The sequence below is a fragment of the Streptomyces sp. NPDC014656 genome, assembly GCF_043084305.1.
In the GTDB taxonomy this organism is placed as follows: Bacteria; Actinomycetota; Actinomycetes; order Streptomycetales; family Streptomycetaceae; genus Streptomyces.
Window position 1 is genome coordinate 35,868 of sequence record NZ_JBIBZN010000010.1, and the last position, 19,649, is coordinate 55,516.

The 19,649-nt window shown below is 72.4% G+C and carries 18 protein-coding genes and 1 tRNA gene; 10 read left to right on the plus strand and 9 right to left on the minus strand.

Annotation, left to right across the window (positions count from 1 at the left end; all coding sequences use genetic code 11):
- Positions 1 to 118 precede the first annotated feature (118 nt).
- Genes ACF1ED_RS22320 through ACF1ED_RS22335 form a run of 4 tightly spaced genes read left to right on the plus strand, consistent with a single transcriptional unit; the run spans position 119 to position 2,149 of the window.
- Complete coding sequence (locus ACF1ED_RS22320) at positions 119 to 526, plus strand: hypothetical protein (RefSeq protein WP_391763034.1); 408 nt, start codon at positions 119 to 121, stop codon at positions 524 to 526.
- Entirely contained in the window at positions 523 to 1,290 is a 768-nt protein-coding gene (locus ACF1ED_RS22325) for a transcriptional regulator (RefSeq protein ID WP_391763036.1), read from the plus strand. Before ACF1ED_RS22320 ends, ACF1ED_RS22325 begins: the two co-directional genes overlap by 4 nt.
- Positions 1,291 to 1,331: 41 nt before the next feature.
- On the plus strand, positions 1,332 to 1,724 hold the full coding sequence (locus tag ACF1ED_RS22330) for a roadblock/LC7 domain-containing protein (protein WP_391763038.1): 393 nt from the start codon (positions 1,332 to 1,334) through the stop codon (positions 1,722 to 1,724).
- Between the two features lie 53 nt (positions 1,725 to 1,777).
- Positions 1,778 to 2,149 (plus strand): hypothetical protein, encoded by a 372-nt coding sequence (locus ACF1ED_RS22335; RefSeq protein ID WP_391763040.1) that lies wholly within the window; start codon positions 1,778 to 1,780, stop codon positions 2,147 to 2,149.
- Positions 2,150 to 2,218: 69 nt separating this feature from the next.
- Here the strand turns inward: ACF1ED_RS22335 and ACF1ED_RS22340 are convergent, their stop codons facing one another.
- A complete protein-coding gene (locus ACF1ED_RS22340; RefSeq protein ID WP_190222519.1) occupies positions 2,219 to 3,067 on the minus strand; it encodes a MurR/RpiR family transcriptional regulator in 849 nt (282 codons plus the stop codon).
- Between the two features lie 233 nt (positions 3,068 to 3,300).
- Between ACF1ED_RS22340 and ACF1ED_RS22345 the strand changes: the two genes are divergently transcribed.
- The gene (locus ACF1ED_RS22345) at positions 3,301 to 4,053 is read left to right on the plus strand and encodes a DUF4232 domain-containing protein (protein WP_391763043.1); all 753 of its coding nucleotides are present in this window, start codon (positions 3,301 to 3,303) and stop codon (positions 4,051 to 4,053) included.
- Positions 4,054 to 4,329: 276 nt separating this feature from the next.
- Here the strand turns inward: ACF1ED_RS22345 and ACF1ED_RS22350 are convergent, their stop codons facing one another.
- Positions 4,330 to 5,715, minus strand: a complete 1,386-nt coding sequence (locus ACF1ED_RS22350) for a cystathionine beta-synthase (RefSeq protein WP_391763045.1) — start codon at positions 5,713 to 5,715, stop codon at positions 4,330 to 4,332.
- A 122-nt stretch (positions 5,716 to 5,837) separates the two neighbouring features.
- Here ACF1ED_RS22350 and ACF1ED_RS22355 point away from each other — a divergent pair, with 122 nt between their 5' ends.
- The 3 genes from ACF1ED_RS22355 to ACF1ED_RS22365 all read left to right on the plus strand — a co-directional run bounded on the left by ACF1ED_RS22355 (position 5,838) and on the right by ACF1ED_RS22365 (position 9,539).
- The gene (locus ACF1ED_RS22355; RefSeq protein ID WP_391763047.1) at positions 5,838 to 6,908 is read left to right on the plus strand and encodes an SGNH/GDSL hydrolase family protein; all 1,071 of its coding nucleotides are present in this window, start codon (positions 5,838 to 5,840) and stop codon (positions 6,906 to 6,908) included.
- A gap of 111 nt (positions 6,909 to 7,019) precedes the next feature.
- Entirely contained in the window at positions 7,020 to 8,240 is a 1,221-nt protein-coding gene (locus tag ACF1ED_RS22360; RefSeq protein WP_391763049.1) for an acetyl-CoA C-acetyltransferase, read from the plus strand.
- Positions 8,241 to 8,702: 462 nt separating this feature from the next.
- Entirely contained in the window at positions 8,703 to 9,539 is an 837-nt protein-coding gene (locus ACF1ED_RS22365; RefSeq protein WP_391763051.1) for a hypothetical protein, read from the plus strand.
- A gap of 16 nt (positions 9,540 to 9,555) precedes the next feature.
- Here ACF1ED_RS22365 and ACF1ED_RS22370 read toward each other — a convergent pair whose 3' ends face one another.
- From ACF1ED_RS22370 to ACF1ED_RS22380, 3 genes are all read right to left on the minus strand, one after another.
- Positions 9,556 to 9,885, minus strand: a complete 330-nt coding sequence (locus tag ACF1ED_RS22370) for a hypothetical protein (protein ID WP_391763053.1) — start codon at positions 9,883 to 9,885, stop codon at positions 9,556 to 9,558.
- 94 nt (positions 9,886 to 9,979) lie between these two features.
- Positions 9,980 to 10,885 carry a Bax inhibitor-1/YccA family protein gene (locus ACF1ED_RS22375; protein ID WP_391763055.1) on the minus strand — a complete coding sequence of 302 codons (906 nt, stop codon included), beginning with the start codon at positions 10,883 to 10,885 and terminating at the stop codon, positions 9,980 to 9,982.
- A gap of 194 nt (positions 10,886 to 11,079) precedes the next feature.
- Positions 11,080 to 11,165: transfer RNA gene (locus ACF1ED_RS22380), tRNA-Leu, on the minus strand.
- 388 nt (positions 11,166 to 11,553) lie between these two features.
- On the opposite strand from ACF1ED_RS22380, the gene ACF1ED_RS22385 reads away from it, so the two are divergent.
- Both ACF1ED_RS22385 and ACF1ED_RS22390 read left to right on the plus strand, forming a co-directional pair.
- Complete coding sequence (locus tag ACF1ED_RS22385) at positions 11,554 to 12,324, plus strand: ABC transporter ATP-binding protein (RefSeq protein WP_391763057.1); 771 nt, start codon at positions 11,554 to 11,556, stop codon at positions 12,322 to 12,324.
- 60 nt (positions 12,325 to 12,384) lie between these two features.
- Positions 12,385 to 14,916, plus strand: coding sequence for an ABC transporter permease (locus ACF1ED_RS22390; RefSeq protein ID WP_391763059.1), 2,532 nt, complete (start codon positions 12,385 to 12,387; stop codon positions 14,914 to 14,916).
- Between the two features lie 54 nt (positions 14,917 to 14,970).
- Here the strand turns inward: ACF1ED_RS22390 and ACF1ED_RS22395 are convergent, their stop codons facing one another.
- From ACF1ED_RS22395 to ACF1ED_RS22410, 4 genes are all read right to left on the minus strand, one after another.
- Positions 14,971 to 16,263: a class I SAM-dependent methyltransferase gene (locus ACF1ED_RS22395; RefSeq protein WP_391763061.1), complete on the minus strand. Its 1,293-nt coding sequence runs from the start codon at positions 16,261 to 16,263 to the stop codon at positions 14,971 to 14,973.
- 173 nt (positions 16,264 to 16,436) lie between these two features.
- Positions 16,437 to 17,828, minus strand: coding sequence for an NAD(P)/FAD-dependent oxidoreductase (locus tag ACF1ED_RS22400; RefSeq protein ID WP_391763063.1), 1,392 nt, complete (start codon positions 17,826 to 17,828; stop codon positions 16,437 to 16,439).
- Between the two features lie 370 nt (positions 17,829 to 18,198).
- Positions 18,199 to 19,113, minus strand: a complete 915-nt coding sequence (locus ACF1ED_RS22405; RefSeq protein ID WP_391763065.1) for an exopolyphosphatase — start codon at positions 19,111 to 19,113, stop codon at positions 18,199 to 18,201.
- Positions 19,110 to 19,646: a DUF501 domain-containing protein gene (locus tag ACF1ED_RS22410; RefSeq protein WP_391763067.1), complete on the minus strand. Its 537-nt coding sequence runs from the start codon at positions 19,644 to 19,646 to the stop codon at positions 19,110 to 19,112. The genes ACF1ED_RS22405 and ACF1ED_RS22410 overlap by 4 nt, the downstream gene beginning before the upstream one ends.
- Between the last annotated feature and the right edge of the window lie 3 nt (positions 19,647 to 19,649).

A 19,649-nucleotide genomic window follows, 5' to 3' on the forward strand; every position in this document is an offset into this window, starting at 1 on the left:
CGGTCGCCCGTGGGCATGTTCCGATGGAAAATGCCAGAACTCCCTCCCCGGGGCGCGCCGTTCAGTAACGTCACCGTCACTGCCGTTGCTCGCACGCCGTATCGGGAGGGGAACCCGCGTGCCCGGAATCGACGAGTGCCTCATGGAGGCCATGACCCTGCCGGGTGCTCGCGGTGCCTCCCTGGTCGACTGGAGCAGCGGCCTCGCGCTCGGGACCGCGGGCGAGTCACCGGTCGGCGACCACGAGACGACGGCCGCCGAGACCGCCGAACTGGCCCGAGCCGCCGCCGAGTTCGACTCCTTCACCGCCGCCGCCGAGGACCCGGGGGCGGACGTCGCCGACGGCGTGCCGCCCGTCGAGGACCTGATCGTCACCACCCGCGCCGGCTACCACGTCCTCCGCTTCGTCCGGACCTCCTTCGACAGCAGCGTCTTCCTCCACCTCTGGCTCGACCGCGACACCGGCAACCTCGCCCTCGCCCGCATCCGCCTCGGCGACCTCGCCGAGCGGCTGGTCCTGGGATGAGCGTCTCCCCCATGCTCGTCCGGCTCGCGGCGGAGCGGGCCACCGGCGCCCTGCTGCGCGACCACGGCACCCTCTACCTCGTCGACGGCCGGGTGGTGCACGCCGAGAGCCCCGCCTCCCCCGGCATGGACGTCCTGCTCACCACCGCCGGGCGGCTGCCCCGCGAGGGCTGGGACGAGGCCGTCGACCGGGCCGGCGCCCACCGCGCGGTCGGCCGCTTCCTCGTCGACAGCGGCCGGCTGCGCGACGGCGAGCTGGAGATCTGCCACCTCGGCGCCGTCTTCGACGCCGCCTTCTTCGCCCTCTCCCCCACCAGCGGCCCCACCCGCTTCCGGTACGGCGTCGGCCACTGGTTCGGCACGGTCCGCCCGGTCTCCGCCGAGGCCGTCGAGCGCGAGACCCTGCGCCGCCGCGAGCTCCTCGACGCCGTCTGGCCGTACGCCTCCGTCGACACCGCCCCCGTCGTGCCCCGGCCGGCCGCCCCCGGGCAGGGCGTCGGCGCCCGCCGCCGCGCCCTGCTCGCCGCCGCCGACGGGGTCCGCACCCCCGCCGAGCTGGCCCGGGTCCTGGGCCGCCCCGCCTTCCACACCCTCCTCGACGTCCGCAGGCTCGCCGCCGCCGGGCTCGTCGAGACCCCGCTCGACGCGGCCCCCGACGCCACCCCCGCACCGCCCTCCCCGGCCTTCTCACCGGTCCCGCCGGTGGCCGACCCCGACATCGCCCTGCTGCGCCGGCTCCGTGACGCCCTGGAGGCACACCTGTGATGAGGCGTGCCCTGCGCCTGCGCGCCGAGAGGAGACAGTTGATGACAGCCGAAGCCGAGGTGCTCGGCGAGCTCAGACGCCTGCGCGCCCGGCTGCCCCAGCTCACCGGAGCCCTCGCCGCCAGCGCCGACGGCCTCGTGCTCGCCCACGACACCGTGGACGGCGCCGCGGAGAGCGTGGCCGCGCTGACCGCCGCCGCCCTCGGCGTCGGCCGGCGGCTGACCGAGTCCACCGGCCAGGGCGGCTTCCGCGAACTGCTCGTCCGCGGCGAGACCGGCTACGTGGCCACCTACGCGGCCGGCGGCTCCGCCGTCCTCACCCTCCTCGCCGAGCCCCGCATCAACGTGGGCCGGCTCCACCTGGAGGCGCGCCGCTCCAGCGTCCGCATCGGCGAACTGGTCGACGGCGCGCTGGACCGCCACGCCCCCCACTGACCCAGCCACCCCTCACTCGGAGAAACCGAACCGACCCAGAAGGAAGCGACACCATGGCGAACACCGAGACCTCCCTCAAGGAAGCGGCCGCGATCGAGGGCGCGATCGGCGCGGCCCTCGTCGACTACACCAGCGGCATGGCGCTCGGCACCATCGGCGGCGGCAAGGAGCTCGACCTGACCGTGGCCGCCGCGGGCAACACGGACGTGGTCCGGGCCAAGGTCCGGACGATGGAGATGCTGGGCATCAACGAGGAGATCGAGGACATCCTGATCACCCTCGGCACCCAGTACCACCTCATCCGGCTGCTCAAGTCCCGCGGCAGCAACGGCCTGTTCCTCTACCTGGCCCTGTCCAAGGACCGGGCCAACCTGGCAATGGCCCGCCACCAGCTGAAGAAGATCGAGGCCGAACTGGACATCTGACCCGGTGCCGGACCTCCCGGCACCGGACTCCGGGAACCGGACCCCGGCACCGGGCCTCCCCGGCCCGGGTCACTCCACGAAGAGTCCCCGCTCCGCCGCCTTCGCGTCGAACTGCTCCAGACGCGCCTGCGCGTCCGGCAGCTCGTCCGCCATGGCCTCCAGGAGGACCCGGCCGAGGAGCATCGGCGCGCAGGCGGTGTCGAAGGCCAGACCGGTGCCGACGGCGGCCGGGATGAGCAGGTCGGAGTGGGCGGCGACGGGCGCGAAGGCGGACTCGGCCACGGTCACCACCGTGAGCCCGGCCGCCCGCGCGTACTCCAGCGCCTCCACGACCTCGCGCGGGTGCCGGGGCAGCGCGAAGCAGAGCAGCGCGGTGGCCCCGGCCCGTACGGCCGCGTCGATCCGGTCGGTGAGCATCGAGCCGCCCTCGTCGAGCAGCCGGACGTCCGGGTGCACCTTGGCGGCGAAGTAGGCGAAGCCGCGGGCCTGCGAGGAGGCGGCGCGCAGGCCGAGGACGAGCAGCGGGCGGGAGCCCGCGAGCAGCCGCCCGGCGCGCTCCACGGGCGCGGGATCGGCGAGCAGCCCGGCGAGGTGCCGCAGGTTCTCGATCTCGGCGAGGACGGCCTGCTGGTACTCGTTGTGCCCGGCGTCCTCCCCGGCGGCGGCCGCGGGCCGCTCGGGGGGCGCGACCTCCCGCAGGTGGCGGCGGAGCGCCGGGTAGCCGTCGAAGCCGAGGGCGACCGCGAAGCGGGTCACGGAGGGCTGGCTGACGCCGGCCAGCTCGGCGAGCTCGACGCTGGAGAGGAAGGGCGCGTCGGCGGCGCGCCGGACCATGCAGTGGGCGATCCGCCGCTGCGTGGGCGTGAGCCGGTGCCCCTCGAAGAGCGCCTGGAGCCGCCCGGCCGGGCTGTCGCTCATGCCGTCCCCCTTCATCCATTCATCCCTGACCCTGTCTGCATAAGGATATGCAGAGGGGCCGGCGGGGCGGGCGGGACGGGTGAATCGTCATGGTCACGCCATTACTTCCGGCTCGTCCGGGGGCTGTAACAAACGCGGGACGCCGGTGGCCCCCCACCCCCGCGCGGAAAGAATGACGGCGTCGTTCACAGACGGGCCGGCTCCGGGCCGGCCACGGGGGAAGAGGAAACGCCATGAACTCCAAGACGGTCAGGGCCCGTTCGGTCCACCGCGGCCTGCGCGGCACCGCGCTCGGCGCGGCCGTGGTCGCGGCCCTGCTGACGACCGCCGCCTGCCGGGGCGGCGACGCGGGCACCGCGTCGCCGAGCGCCGCCGCCCCCTCGACCGCCGCCCCCTCGGGCTCCGCGCCGGTCGGCGGGAGCACCCCGGAGACCTCCTCGCCCTCGAACGACTCGGGGACCGGCACCGGCGCCCCGTCGGCCACGGCGACCGGCGACGGCGGCGAGACCGGCGGCGGCAACGGCACGGAGTACGCGGACTGCGAGGCCGACGGGCTCTCCACCGCGGTCGAGCTCCAGGACCCGGCCGGGGAGACCCCCCGCCACTTCCTGCTGACCGTCACCAACGGCTCGAAGACGCCCTGCGTCCTCAACGAGGCGCCGATCCTGCGGCTCAAGGCCGGGAACGACGCCCCGATCGTCGAGACGCTCGGCGAGCCGGACACCGAGCCCGTCGTCGTCGAGGGCGGCGGCAAGGCCTACGCGGGCCTGTACGTCTTCGGGAACGACGAGGGCGGCGAGGCGGAGTACGACCGGTCCGACCGCTTCACCGCCACCCTGGTCGCGGGCGAGGGCACCGAGCTGCGCGGCACGCTCGTCTTCGACCTGCCCGACGGCCTCGACACCGTCTCCGTCGACGAGGCGGCGCGGGTGAACGGCTGGGCCGGCACCGAGGGCCTGGCGATGCGGCCGATCACCCGGCTCTGAGCCGGGGAAGCCGGAGGAAAGCTGGCGCGGGGACCGCCGCACCCCCATCGCTGGGGGGCGGGACGACGGCGGTCCCCGCGGGGGACACGGGCCCGGGTCAGGGCCGGTCTCCGCGTCCGCGGCGTCTTCAGAGGTCCGGGAGCCGCTCCGGAAGTTCTGTGACGCCGACGAGGAAGACTCTGCCGGAGACGTGTTAAGCGGGTGCTGCGCGGACGTGACGTGCTCGTACCGTTTGCGCGAACGCCCGCGCGGGCGCCCGCCGCCCCCGGCGGGGTGCTACTTCGTGCCGCCGTTGGCCAGGAAGGCGAGCAGGTCCTGACGGCTGACGACGCCGGTGGGCTTGCCCTCGACGAGGACGATCGCGGCGTCGGCGTCACCGAGGACCGCCATCAGGTCCGCGACCGGCTCGCCCGAGCCGACCTGCGGCAGCGGGGCGGACATGTGCCCCTCCAGCGGGTCCTCCAGCTTCGCCTTCCGGGTGAAGAGGTGGTCCAGGAGCTCCCGCTCGACGACCGAGCCGATGACCTCGGCGGCCATCACGTCGGGGTGGCCGGCGCCGGGCTTCACGATGGGCATCTGGGAGACGCCGTACTCGCGCAGCACCTCGATGGCCTGGCCGACGGTCTCGTCCGGGTGCATGTGGACGAGCGAGGGCATGACGCCCTCCTTGTGGCGCAGCACGTCGGCGACGGTGGCGGTGGAGGTGTCCTCCAGGAAGCCGTAGTCGGCCATCCACTCGTCGTTGAAGATCTTCGACATGTAGCCGCGGCCGGAGTCCGGCAGCAGGACGACGACGACGTCGTCCGGGCCGAGCTCCCTGGCGACCTCCAGGGCGGCGACCACGGCCATGCCGCAGGAGCCGCCGACCAGGAGGCCCTCCTCCTTGGCGAGGCGGCGGGTCATCTGGAAGGAGTCCTTGTCGGAGACCGCGACGATCCGGTCGGTGACGTTCCGGTCGTAGGCGGTGGGCCAGAAGTCCTCGCCGACGCCCTCGACCAGGTACGGACGGCCGGAGCCGCCGGAGTAGACGGAGCCCTCGGGGTCGGCGCCGATCACCGTGACCCTGCCGCCGCTGGCCTCCTTCAGGTAGTTGCCGGTGCCGGAGATGGTGCCGCCGGTGCCGACGCCCGCGACGAAGTGGGTGATCTTCCCCTCCGTCTGCTCCCACAGCTCGGGACCGGTGGTCTCGTAGTGCGAGCGCGGGTTGTTCGGGTTGGAGTACTGGTCGGGCTTCCAGGCGCCGGGCGTCTCGCGGACGAGGCGGTCCGAGACGTTGTAGTACGAGTCCGGGTGCTCCGGATCGACGGCGGTGGGGCAGACGACGACCTCGGCACCGTAGGCCCGCAGCACGTTGATCTTGTCGAGCGACACCTTGTCCGGGCAGACGAAGATGCACTTGTAGCCCTTCTGCTGGGCCACGATCGCCAGGCCGACGCCGGTGTTCCCGGACGTGGGCTCGACGATGGTGCCGCCGGGCTTGAGCTCGCCGCTCTGCTCGGCCGCCTCGATCATGCGCAGGGCGATGCGGTCCTTGACCGACCCGCCGGGGTTGAAGTACTCCACCTTGGCGAGGACGGTGGCCTGAATGCCGGCCGTCACGTTGTTGAGCTTCACCAGCGGGGTGTTGCCGACGAGGCTGATCATCGAGTCGTGGAATTGCACCGTGTTCTCCGGGGTCTCCGTAATGGTGTGGCCAGCGTATGCGTAGTCGGGACGCCTTTCGGGGCAGTTAGACCCTGAACGGCTTGAAGGACCTGTACGGCTCGAAGGAGGTGACGCCCCCGATGTCCAGGGCGAGGGTGGCACGCCGGATCGCGGCGGGAGCGGCGTACGGCGGCGGGAGCATCGGGCTGATCGGTGTGGCCGCGGTGGGGGTGCTGCTCGCGGAGGCGCAGCTCGCGAAGCGGACGGTGGGCACGGGGACGGCTCCGCTGCCGCCGGCGACGGACGGCCTGTACGGCCGGGCGTTCGGCACGGAGGACCCGCTGCGACTGGCCCTTCTGGGTGATTCCACGGCCGCGGGCCAGGGGGTGCGCCGGGCGGGCCAGACGCCGGGCGCGCTGCTCGCCTCGGGGCTCGCGGCGGTCGCGGAGCGTCCGGTGGCGCTCAAGAACGTGGCGCTGTCGGGAGCCCGCTCGGACGACCTGGAGCGGCAGGTGTCGCTGCTGCTCGCGCAGCCGCTGGGCCCCCCGGACGTCTGCGTGATCATGATCGGTGCGAACGACGTGACGCACCGGACGCCGGCGACGGAGTCGGTGCGGCTCCTGGCGGCGGCGGTGCGGCGGCTGCGGACGGCCGGGGCGGAGGTGGTCGTCGGCACCTGCCCGGACCTGGGCACCATCGAGCCGGTCTACCAGCCGCTGCGCTGGCTGGCCCGCCGGGCCTCCCGGCAGCTGGCGGCGGCGCAGACCATCGTGGTGGTGGAGCAGGGCGGGCGGACGGTGTCGCTGGGCGACCTGCTGGGGCCCGAGTTCGCGGCGAACCCGCGCGAGATGTTCGGGGTGGACCTCTTCCACCCCTCGGCGGAGGGGTACGCCACGGCCGCGATGGCGGTGCTGCCGACCCTGTGCGCCTCGCTCGGCGTGTGGCCGGAACCGGACCGGCCGGAGCCGGACCGCCGCGAGGGCGTGCTGCCGGTGGCGAAGGCGGCGGCCGCGGCGGTGAAGCAGGCCGGTACGGAGGTGACCGGGGCCCGGGCGCCGTGGGCGCTCCTGAAGCACCGGCGCCGGCGGCGCCTGACGGAGGCGGCGGAGGCGGCGGAGCCGGAGGCCGGGGACGCGGCGGGGAGCGGGGCGGCCGGGGGCGTACGGGAGGAGGACGGGGAGCCGCTGCCGCAGGACTCCCCCCACACCTGAGCAAGCGCTTAGAAAAGAGGCCCTCGTCACACGCCGTTGCCGGTGACCCCGCGCGGTACGTGCAGGTAACTTCCCCTTGAGTCCGACCGCCACCAGCCTCCTGGAGCCGTGATGCCCGAAGCCGTGATCGTCTCGACCGCCCGTTCCCCCATCGGCCGGGCCTTCAAGGGCTCCCTGAAGGACCTGCGCCCCGACGACCTCACGGCCACGATCATCCAGGCCGCGCTCGCCAAGGTCCCCGAGCTGGACCCGCGCGACATCGACGACCTGATGCTGGGCTGCGGCCTCCCCGGCGGCGAGCAGGGCAACAACCTGGGCCGGATCGTGGCCGTGCAGATGGGCATGGACCACCTGCCGGGCTGCACGATCACCCGCTACTGCTCCTCCTCGCTCCAGACCTCCCGGATGGCGCTGCACGCGATCAAGGCGGGCGAGGGCGACGTCTTCATCTCGGCGGGCGTCGAGATGGTGTCCTCCTTCGTGAAGGGCAACTCGGACTCGCTGCCGGACACGCACAACCCGTTCTTCGCCGACGCCGAGGCCCGCACCGCCGAGGTCGCCGCGTCCGAGGGCTCCTCCTGGCACGACCCGCGCGAGGACGGCCTCGTCCCCGACGCGTACATCGCCATGGGCCAGACCGCGGAGAACCTCGCCCGGCTGAAGGGCATCAGCCGCCGGGAGATGGACGAGTTCGGCGTCCGCTCGCAGAACCTCGCCGAGCAGGCCATCAAGAACGGCTTCTGGGAGCGCGAGATCACCCCGGTGACGACCCCGGACGGCACCGTCGTCGCCACCGACGACGGCCCGCGCGCCGGCGTCACCCTGGAGGGCGTCTCCGGCCTCAAGCCGGTCTTCCGCCCCGACGGCCTGGTCACCGCCGGCAACTGCTGCCCGCTGAACGACGGCGCCGCCGCGCTCGTCATCATGTCGGACACCAAGGCGCGCGAGCTGGGCCTGACCCCGCTGGCCCGGATCGTCTCCACCGGCGTCTCCGGCCTCTCCCCCGAGATCATGGGCCTCGGCCCGGTCGAGGCGTCGAAGCAGGCCCTCAAGCGCGCCGGCCTGACCATCGGCGACATCGACCTCGCCGAGATCAACGAGGCCTTCGCCGCCCAGGTCATCCCGTCCTACCAGGACCTGGGCCTGGACCTGGACAAGGTGAACGTCAACGGCGGCGCCATCGCCGTCGGCCACCCCTTCGGCATGACGGGCGCCCGCATCACCGGCACCCTGATCAACAGCCTCCAGTTCCACGACAAGCAGTTCGGCCTGGAGACCATGTGCGTGGGCGGCGGCCAGGGCATGGCGATGGTCATCGAGCGGCTGAGCTGAGCCGGAGCGGAGGGCAGGGGTCGCCCGAGGAACGAGGGCGGCACCTGCCCGCAGCGGTGGCGAAGCCCAGCGCGACCGAAGAACCGAGCGGCTGAGCTGAGCCGGAGCGGAGGGTAGGGGCCGCCCGAGGAACGAGGGCGGCACCTGCCCGCAGCGGTGGCGAAGCCCAGCGCGACCGAAGAACCGAGCGGCCGAGCTGGCAGCGGAGGAGGGCGGCACCTGCGTCCGGTCTCCAGTGGCCGAGCGCGTCAACCTCCCCGCGTCCAAGCCGTGACCGAATCTCCCCCAGGATGTGACATACATCCCGGGGGAGTTCGTTTTCCCAGGTCAGAGCGGTTCCGGGACTAAACACCCGGCCAAAATACCTGTCCGTTTCGTGACGTAATGCACTGACAGGGGGTCCCGGGCCACGACAAGCTGATGTAGGAAGTCGGGGGATCGACTCGAACCGGGAGTACGTCAGTGAGCGCCATGTCTCTTGCCCTGCTGCTGACCACCGCCGCTGCCACGGCCGTGGGCGCCGCTGCCCTGCACCACGTGCGGGGTCTCCGCCAGGAGGTCACCGCCCTGCGCACCGAGCTGGCCGCGGGCCGCGGCGTGACGGTCCCCGCGGCCCGCGCCACGCCCGCCGCCGAGATACGGGCCGCGGTCGCGGAGGCGCTGGCCGAGGAGCGCGAGCGCGAGCTCGCCGAGGCGCGGGCCTTCTGGGCCGCGCAGGAGGCCCGGGACGCGGCCGACGCGCCCTCCGCCCTCCTCGGCGGTCCGGGCGGCGAGGAGTCCACCGGCCTCTTCGTGCCGCGCCAGACGGACTTCGTGGGCCTGGAGGCGATGGCGCTGGAGGCCATGGAGGCCGAGGCCGCCGCGCTCGACGGCATCGTCGACCCGGTGGACGACTTCCCCGAGTACCCCGAGGACTCCGCGGAGCTGGCCGCCGCCCGCCGCCGCCACCCCTCGCACCCGGACTTCGTGCCGGTGCAGACGCCGGTGGTCACGGACCACGAGCGCACGGTGGCGCGCCTGGAGGAGCTGGCCGACACGGCCACGGCGCTCACGGACGTCCGCCCCGGCCCGCTCGGCACGCTGGACGTGTACGTCTTCGCCGACGGCACCACGCTCTGCATGACCCCGGGCCACCGGGAGACCGCGGAGCGCCTCGCGGAGGCCCTCCGGGCCGGCCGCACCCCGGTCCTCCTCGGCGGCTCCGGCGTCTCCGGCGCCTTCGCCCTGACCTTCTCGTACGGCGAGTCCGACGAGGAGAACGTCTACATCCTCGCGGACCGCGTCATCGCCTCCCTGTAGGCCCCGAGGGGCCCCTTCACAGCCCCGAGCGCTCCCGCGCCCCCCGTACCAGTGCCACGGCCTCGTCCAGTTCCCGTTCGCGGGAGGGGGACGGGGCCGTTCGCAGTACCTCGGCCAGATCGGCGCCGGCCACGGCGAGCTGGTCGGCGACGGCGAAGACGCCCGCGTCGGGGATGATCCGCGGCTCCCGGTCCGGCTCCTCGGCGCGCTGCGCGCGTACCGCCAGCTCCCTCGCCAGGGCCAGGCCCTCGGCGGCGGCGCCCCGCTGGAGGCGGCTCTGCGGGGCCGCCCGCAGCCGGTCGGCGAAGCGTTCCACGGCGGCGGTCAGTTCACTCGTATCCAGCACCCGGCCGACCCTACCGGGGGGGGCGCCGGGAGGGACGCGGAAGGGCCCGCCCGGCGGGTGCCGGACGGGCCCTTCCCCCGAGTCACGGGGTGCGTCAGTCGTCGCCCTGGAGGATCGACAGCAGACGCAGCATCTCCAGGTAGATCCACACCAGGGTCATGGTCAGACCGAAGGCGGCCAGCCACGCCTCCTCGCGGGGAGCACCGTAGGTGACGCCGTCCTCGACCTGCTTGAAGTCGAGGGCCAGGAAGCAGGCGCCGAGGATGATGCCGATGACGCCGAAGAGGATGCCCAGGCCGCCGCTGCGGAAGCCGAGGCCGTCCCCGCCGCCGATGACGGCGAAGAGCAGGTTGACCACCATGAGCAGCATGAAGCCCATGGCGGCGGCCATCACGAAGCCGGTGAAGCGCCGGTTGACCCGGATCCAGCCCATCTTGTAGGCGGTCAGCACGCCGGCGAAGACCGCCATGGTGCCGAGGACCGCCTGGATGACCACGCCGTCGGCGATGTACGTCGAGACGGCGGCGGAGATCACGCCGAGGAAGACGCCCTCGAAGGCCGCGTAGGCCAGGATGAGCGCCGGCGACGGCTTGCGCTTGAAGGACTGCACGAGCGACAGGACGAGCGCGACCAGGGCGGCGCCGATGGCGATGCCGTAGGACTTGCCGAGGTTCGCGGGGTCGACCGGCAGCAGCAGCCAGGACAGGACGGCGGTGAGCACGACCGTGCCGAGCGTCATGGCCGTACGGCTCACGACGTCGTCGATCGTCATCACGTTGCCGCGCGCCTGCTGCGGGGCGCCCGTCTGGACGTCCTGCGGCGCGTAGGGGTTGGTGGCGTACGGGTTGGCCGTCGCGCCCTCGGCGTACGGGTTACCGGTCGCGTAGGGGTTCGTTCCGACGGCGGGGCCCCCGGCCTGCGGCTGCTGCGCGTTGAAGCCCGCGTAGCCGTTGTCGCGGCTGAACCCCCGTCGCGAGAAGACCGGGTTGCTGCTCCTCATCTCACTCCTCCATGGACGGCCGCACTGCGCGGCCTTGCGTCAAGGGTAATGCGTAGGCAAAAGAAACTCTCTAGTGCTCGGGGAGGATCTTTTGCGACAAGTTTCGATCTTCACCGGCCACCGGGGGCCCGGGAGGGAGGAGAAGGGAGAGAGGGGGCCGTGTGCCGGGCCGCAGGGGGTCACCTGGGCCCGGGTGGTGCCCGGAACCGGACTTGAACCGGTACGGCCCGAAGGCCAGCGAGGTTTAAGCTCGCCGTGTCTGCTATTCCACCATCCGGGCGTTGCCGCGAACCTCCGCGTTGGCACAGGAGCCTATCGGGGCCCTTCCCTCGTTCAGCGGAACGAGCGACCGATGTTGTCTTATTTTATTGACGTCTGAGGGTGCGTCAGCGCAGGTGGGCGGGGTTTTCCCGAACTGTGACGGGGATCGCGGGCGCAAAGCGGCCACCCCTGGATTGACCAGATCTCGCCGCAGGTGTGTCACCTCCGCCGTCAGGGGTGCCGTCATACCAGAGGAGGAGGAACGGGCCTCCCGGTCCGACCCCAGAGGGCCCCCGGAACGGGCACGTGGACGGACGACCGGCGCGAGAACGTTCGAAACGATGGAGTGGTTCCCGGGACACCGGGTTTCCGACCATCCGATCGACCGTCGTGACAGGAGTCCCCTCGTGACCACCACCCCCACCGTGCACCGCGCCACCGCGGTGGCCGCCCGCGCCACGGAGCTCACGAAGGTCTACGGAGAGGGCGAGACCCAGGTCGTCGCGCTCGACCGGGTCAGCGTCGACTTCCGCCAGGGCGAGTTCACCGCGATCATGGGCCCCTCCGGTTCGGGCAAGTCGACGCTCATGCACTGCGTCGCCGGCCTCGACTCCTTCTCCTCCGGTTCGGTCCGGATCGGCGAGACCGAGCTGTCCACCCTCAAGGACAAGCAGCTCACCCAGCTCCGCCGGGACAAGATCGGCTTCATCTTCCAGGCGTTCAACCTGCTGCCCACGCTCACCGCCATGGAGAACATCACGCTCCCCATGGACATCGCCGGCCGCAAGGCCGACCAGGCGTGGGTCCAGAAGGTCATCGACATGCTCGGCCTCTCCGGCCGCCTCAAGCACCGCCCGACCGAGCTCTCCGGCGGCCAGCAGCAGCGCGTCGCCGTCGCCCGCGCCCTCGCCTCCCAGCCGGAGATCATCTTCGGCGACGAGCCCACCGGAAACCTGGACTCCCGCTCCGGCGCCGAGGTCCTCGGCTTCCTCCGGAACTCGGTCCGCGAGCTCGGCCAGACCGTCGTCATGGTCACCCACGACCCCGTCGCCGCCTCCTACGCCGACCGGGTGATCTTCCTGGCCGACGGCCGGATCGTCGACGAGATGCTCCGCCCCACGGCGGACGGCGTGCTCGACCGGATGAAGGCCTTCGACGCCAAGGGCCGTACGAGCTGACGCGCGCGGCGCGCCCCTCGCACCCGATCCCCCGTCACCCGGACCTCCAGGACCTCACCCATGTTCCGTACCGCCCTGCGCAACGTCCTCGCGCACAAGGCGCGGCTGCTGATGACCGTGCTCGCCGTGATGCTCGGCGTCGCCTTCGTCTCCGGCACCCTCGTCTTCACCGACACCCTCTCCCAGGCCTTCCGCGGCCAGTCCGCGAAGAGCTACGACGACGTGGCCGTCGCCGTCAGCATGCGGCCGGACCCGGAGGAGGCCGCCAAGAACCCGGGCCTCTCCCAGGCGACCGTCGACGCGGTCGCGAAGCTCGACGGCGTCACCGGCGTCCAGCCCCGCGTCGACGGCTTCGCCGGCGTGCCGGACGCCAAGGGCAAGCTGATCGGATCCGGCTGGTCCAACAAGGGCGTCAACTTCGCCCCCGGCCCCGACGGGAAGGACCCGGCCCTCGCCTTCACCACCGGCGCCGGCCCGGCCGCGGCGGACCAGATCGCCCTCGACGAGGAGACCGCCGACAAGGGCGGCTACCAGGTCGGCGAGCGCGTCCGCGTCGCCACCAACGGCCCGGTGAAGGAGTACACCCTCTCCGGCGTCTTCACCACGGAGGACGGCGCCGTCAACGCCGGCGGCAGCCTCGTCGTCTTCGACGCCCCGGTCGCCCAGAAGCTGTACCTCAAGCCCGGCTACTACTCCGACCTGAACGTCTCGGCCGCCCCCGGCGCCGACGACGACAAGCTCCGCGACGAGGTCCTGAAGGTCGTCCCGAAGGCCGCCACCGCCCAGACCGGCCAGGCCCTCGCCGACGAGCAGGCCCGGGAGATCGAGTCCGGTCTCGGCACGCTCAACCAGATGCTGCTCGCCTTCGCCGGCATCGCGCTCTTCGTCGGCGTGTTCCTGATCTCCAACACCTTCACCATGCTGGTCGCCCAGCGCACCAAGGAGCTCGCCCTGATGCGGGCCGTGGGCGCCTCGCGCAAGCAGATCACCCGCTCCGTGCTCGCCGAGGCCGGCATCGTCGGCATCGTGGCCTCCGCCGTCGGCTACGTCCTCGGCATCGGGCTCGCCGTGGGCCTGCGCTCCGGCATGGCCGCCTTCGACATGAAGGTCCCGGACGGCGACCTGGTCCTCGGCGCCACCCCGGTGCTCGCCGCCTTCGGCGTCGGCGTCGTCATCACCATGCTGGCCGCCTGGCTGCCCGGCCGCCGCGCCGCGAAGATCCCGCCGGTCGCCGCCATGAACAGCGTCCACGCCACCCCGAACACCAAGTCGCTCGTCGTGCGCAACGCCATCGGCGCCGCGATCACCGCGATCGGCGCCGTCCTGATCGTGCTCGGCGCCAACACCGGCGGCGACGAGGGCCGGATGACCATCGCGGGCGGCGCCTTCGCCACCCTCATCGGCATCATCATCCTGATCCCGTTCCTGTCCCGGCCCGTGATCGCCCTGATCCGCCCCTTCTTCGTGAAGGCCTTCGGGATCTCCGGCAAGCTCGCCGGCCTCAACGCGGTCCGCAACCCGCGCCGCACCGGCGCCACCGCCTCCGCGCTCGCCATCGGCCTCACCCTGGTCACCGGCCTCACCGTGATCGGCGTCAGCGCCGGCCAGGCCCTCGACAAGATGACGGTCGAGCAGATCAAGGCCGACTACATGGTCTCCATGGCCAGCGGCGGCGGCCTGTCCCCCGAGGCCCTGACCGCCCTGGAGAAGGCCCCCGGCGTCACCGCGGTCTCCCCGCAGCAGGCCGGCGCCCTCGACATCAAGGGCTCCTACGTCTCCGCCTCCGGCGTCACCCCCGGCGCCATCGAGAAGGTCCTCAAGGTCGACGTCCTGGAGGGCTCGCTGAGCGGGCTCGCCGACGGGCAGATCGCCGTCGCCGAGAAGACCGCCGCCAAGCGCGGCCTGAAGGTCGGCGCCTCCGTCCCGGTCGAGTACCTGGACAAGAAGAAGGGCGAGCTGAAGGTCACCGCGATCTACGAGGACAGCGAGTTCCTCTCCCCCGTCCTCGTCGACACGAAGGTCCTCGACGCGCACGACCCGGAGAAGTACATCGGGCAGATCTTCGTCTCCACCGAGGGCGGTCCGAGCGGCGCCCACGAGCAGGCCCTGGCCAAGGCCATGGGCGACAACCCCGCCATCTCCGTCATGGACGAGAAGGACATCCGCGACGAGTTCGGCGGCCAGATCAACCTGATGCTGAACATCATGTACGGCCTGCTCGCGATGGCCCTGATCATCGCCGTCCTCGGCGTCGTCAACACCCTCGCGATGTCCGTCTTCGAGCGGCAGCAGGAGATCGGCATGATCCGCGCGATCGGTCTCGACCGGCGCCGGGTGAAGCGCATGGTCCGCCTGGAGGCCGTCGTGATCTCGGTCTTCGGCGCGGTCGTCGGCATCGGCCTCGGCACCTTCCTCGCCTGGGCCATCGGCAAGACCTTCGAGGCGAGCCTGCCGGGCTACGGCCTGGTCGTGCCCTGGGACCGGGTCGGGGTCTTCCTCCTCCTGGCCGCCCTGGTCGGCGTCCTGGCCTCGCTCTGGCCGGCCCGCAGCGCCGCCCGCCTGAACATGCTCGCCGCCATCAAGGCCGAGTAGCCCCACCGGTACGGAACGAGGGCCGGGGTCCCCCAGGGGACCCCGGCCCTTCCGCTACTCCGTCCACTCCCGCGACCTCAGCGGCAGCCCGCTCGTCCCCGACACCGGCGTCCTCACCGCCAGGAACTGGTTCACGCCGATCCGGTTGCGCTCGAAGGAGACCGCAGAGGCCGCCATGTACAGCCGCCAGATCCGGGCCCGGCCCGGGGAGGTCAGCCGGACCGCGCGGTCCCACTCCGCCTCCAGGTTCCCCACCCACCGGCGCAGCGTCAGCGCGTAGTGCTCGCGGAGCGCCTCGACGTCCCGGACCTCGAACCCGGCGTCCTCCAGGGTCGTCAGGGTCCGGCCCATCGGGGCGAGTTCGCCGCCGGGGAAGACGTACGCGTCGATGAAGGGGTCCACGTGGTAGGCCCCCTCGTCCGGTTCCGGGCGGCGCGAGATCTGGTGGTTCAGGAGCCGTCCGCCGGGCTTCAGGAGGCCGTACAGGAGGTCCGCGTACTCCCGGTACCGCACGGCCCCGACGTGCTCGGCCATGCCGATGGAGGAGATCGCGTCGAACGGCCCGTCGGACACGTCCCGGTAGTCCTGGACGCGGATCTCGATCCGGTCGGTCAGCCCCTCCTGGGCGATCCGCTTGCGGGCGAAGGCGGCCTGTTCGCGGGAGAGGGTGATGCCGACGACCCGGGCGCCGTACTCGCGGGCCGCGTGGATCGCCATCGAGCCCCAGCCGCAGCCCACGTCGAGCAGCCGGTCGCCCTCCCCCAGGGCCAGCTTGCGGGCGACGAGGTCCAGCTTGTCCCGCTGGGCCTCCTCCAGCGTCCCGCCGTCCGTCCAGCGGGCGCACGAGTAGACCATCGACGGGCCGAGGACCAGGGCGTAGAAGTCGTTGCCCACGTCGTAGTGGTGACTGATCGCCTGCCGGTCGCTGCGCCTGCTGTGCAGTCCGCCGCCGTGACCGCGGGCCTCCTCGGCCGGCGGCTTGGGCGGCGGCAGCGGGCCGGCCAGCCGCAGCAGCGCACCGGCGGCGGCCCGCAGGCGCGGATCGCGCGCGGAGGCGAGCAGGCCGCCGGGCCCGTCGCGCTCCCAGAGCAGTCCGGAGAGCCGGTCCAGGGCCTCGTAGAGGTCTCCTTCGACGTCGAGCTCGCCGGCCACCCAGGCGCGGGCCAGGCCCAGTTCACCGGGCTTCCAGATCATGCGGCGCAGCGCCCTGCGGTCCCTGACCACCAGTACGGGTCCGCCGTCCGCGGGGCCGGCCTCGCTGCCGTCCCAGGCGCGCAGGCGCAGGGGGAGGGGACTTCCCAGCAGATCCTCGGTGAGATGCGCGAGCCGCGTCGCGGCGTCGGCCATGGTGAAACACCTCCGTGGTCCTTGCCCCAGACTTGTCCGTCACCAGGGGAACACCGACGGTAGGGGTTTCCCATCCCGCCGCGACGCAAGGTCTCGGCAGAACGCGCCGAAAACACGCCGAAGGGCCGCCCGCACCACGGATGACGGACGGCCCTTCGGTACTGCCGGGGGTGTTACGACGCCTTGGCCTTCTCCGGGGCCGGGGCGGCCGCGGCGGGGGCCGGGGCGGGCTTGGCGGCCTCGTAGAACTCCTCGCGCGGCGTCTCCATGGCGCCGAGCGAGACGACCTCGCGCTTGAGGAACATGCCGAGGGTCCAGTCGGCGAAGACGCGGATCTTGCGGTTGAAGGTCGGCATCGCCATGCCGTGGTAGCCACGGTGCATGTACCAGGCGAGACGGCCCTTGAGCTTGATCTTCATCTTGCCCATGACGATCATGGCGACGCCCTTGTGCAGACCGAGTCCGGCCACCGCGCCCTTGTTGGCGTGGCTGTACTCCTTCTGCGGGAAGCCGCGCATGCCGGACACGACGTTGTCGCCGAGGACCTTGGCCTGGCGCAGGGCGTGCTGGGCGTTCGGCGGGCACCAGGCGCGCTCGGCCGGGACGCCGGCCTTGATCGCGGCCATGTCCGGCACCTGGGCGTTGTCGCCCGCGGCCCAGACGTAGTCCATGCCGTTGACCTGGAGCTTCTCGTTGCAGTCCACGTGGCCGCGGGGGCCGAGCGGCAGGCCGAAGCGGGCGAGGGCCGGGTTCGGCTTGACGCCGGCGGTCCACACGATGGTGCTGGAGTCGACCTCCAGGCCGTTCTTGAGCACGACGTGGCCGTCCACGCAGGAGTCCATGGAGGTCTCCAGGTAGATCTCGATGCCCCGGGACTCCAGGTGCTCCTTGCCGTACTGGCCGAGCTTGGGGCCCACCTCGGGGAGGATCTTGTCGGCCGCGTCGACCAGGACGAAGCGCATGTCCTCGCGCGAGACGTTCTGGTAGTACTTCGCGGCGTCGCGGGCCATGTCCTCGACCTCGCCGATCGTCTCGGCGCCGGCGAAGCCGCCACCGACGAAGACGAAGGTCAGGGCCTTGCGGCGGACCTCCTCGTCGGTGGTCGAGTCGGCCTTGTCCAGCTGCTCGAGGACGTGGTTGCGCAGGCCGATGGCCTCCTCGATGCCCTTCATGCCGATGCCCTGCTCGGCGAGGCCGGGGATCGGGAAGGTGCGGGAGACGGCACCCATCGAGATGACCAGGTAGTCGAAGGGCAGCTCGTACGCCTCGCCGACGAGCGGCGCGATCGTGGCGACCTTGCGGTCCTGGTCGATGGTGGTGACCCGGCCGGTGAGCACCTCGGCTCCGCGCACGACGCGTCGCAGCGGGACGACGACGTGGCGCGGCGAGATGCTGCCGGCGGCGGCTTCGGGGAGGAAGGGCTGGTAGGTCATGTACGACCGGGGGTCGACGACCGTGACGGTCGCCTCGGCGTAACGCATCTTCTTGAGGATGCGCCGCGCGGCGTACAGGCCAACGTACCCGCCGCCTACGATGAGGATCCTGGGACGCTCCGTGGTGCTCATGCCATCGAGTATCCACCCACGGACGGGGGGTACCTCGTGCGCCCCTTCACAAGCTCTCCGGGGCGCTCTGCTACACTCCGCCGCCCACGTGATCCACGTCATGGTCCTGCAAAGGAACCGGAGTGCACTGGTGAACGTTGTTCACCGCCGCTGAACTGGTCCGGAGAGCCCCCGGTAACCCTGAACCAGGGGGTGCGTTCACACGATGGAAACTTCGAGCGAAGTGGCCTCCGCACCTGCGAAAGGGCCCTGAGGACCCCCTCGGGGGCCCTGAAGACCTCCCTCGGGTGCCATCAGGACCCTTTTCCTTGTGAAGAACTTCACGAAGCTTCTCGGGAGGGGTGTCGCGGCACCCCTCGATAGCTGCCCGCTATGCCACGGATAGGGCGATCCCATCGAGGATGTCGTGCTCGCTGACCACGACCTCGGCCGCTCCGACCCGCTCGACGATCTCCTGGAGCACCAGCGCGCCGGCCACGATGACGTCCACCCGGCCGGGGTGGACGACGGGGATCGCGGCCCGCTCCTCGTGGGTGGAGGCGAGCAGCCGGGCGACCACCTCGTCGACCTGCGCGCGGGAGACGCGGGAGTGGTGGACCTTCTCGGAGTCGTACTCCGGCAGCCCCAGGGCGATGGCGGCGACCGTGGTCACCGAACCGGCCAGGCCCACCAGGGTCTCCGCCTCGGTGATCGGCACCGTCTCGGCGGCGAGGTCGAGGGCGGCCCGGACGTCGGCGCGGATGGCCGCCGCCTCCTCGGCGGTCACCGGGTCGTGCCGGACGTGCCGCTCGGTGAGCCGGACGCAGCCGATGTCGACGGAGCGGGCGGCCTCGACGTGCCGGTTGCCGACCACGAACTCGGTCGATCCGCCGCCGATGTCCACCACCAGCCGCCGGTCGTCCCCGCGCAGCTCGCCGGTGGCGCCGGTGAAGGAGAACGCGGCCTCCTGGTCGCCGGTGATGACCTCGGGCTCGACGCCCAGGATCGCCACGACCCCGTCGACGAAGTCCTGCCGGTTCTCGGCGTCGCGGGAGGCGGAGGTGGCGACGAAGCGGATCCGCTCCGCGCCGAGCTCCTCGATGACGGCGGCGTACTCGCGGCAGGCGGCGAAGGTCCGCTCCAGCGCCTCGGGGGCGAGCCGGCCGGTCCGGTCGACGCCCTGGCCGAGCCGGACGATCGTCATCCGCCGGTCCAGCTCGATCAGCTCGCCCGTCTCCGGGTGCACGTCGGCGACGAGGAGGCGGATGGAGTTGGTGCCGCAGTCGATTCCGGCGACCCGGGTCACTCGGCGGCCTCCTTGTCGGCGCACGGGTTCACGCACGGGCCCTTGGCCCACCACTCGGGGAGCATCGCGAGGGCCTCGTCGCCGAAGGGGTTGACGCCCGGGCCGGCGACCAGCGAGTGGCCGACGAGGACGTGCAGGCACTTCACGCGGTCGGGCATGCCGCCGGCGCTGGGGAAGCCCTCCAGCACCTCGATGGCGTCGCGGCGGGCGAGGTAGTCCTCGTGCGCGGCGCGGTAGGCGGCGGCCAGCTCGGGGTCGGTGGCGAGCCGGGCCTGCATCTCCTTCATGACCCCGTTGGCCTCCAGGGTGCCGATGGCCGAGGCCGCCCGGGGGCAGGTGAGGTAGTACGTGGTCGGGAAGGGGGTGCCGTCGGGCAGCCGGGGCGCGGTCTCGACGACGTCCGGGTTGCCGCAGGGGCAGCGGTGCGCGATGGCGCGCAGGCCGCGCGGCGGCCGGCCCAGCTGGGCCTCGAAGGCGGCGACGTCCGCCTCGGTGGGCTCGGTGCGTTCGGTCTGCGGAGGGGGCGTTTCCATCGT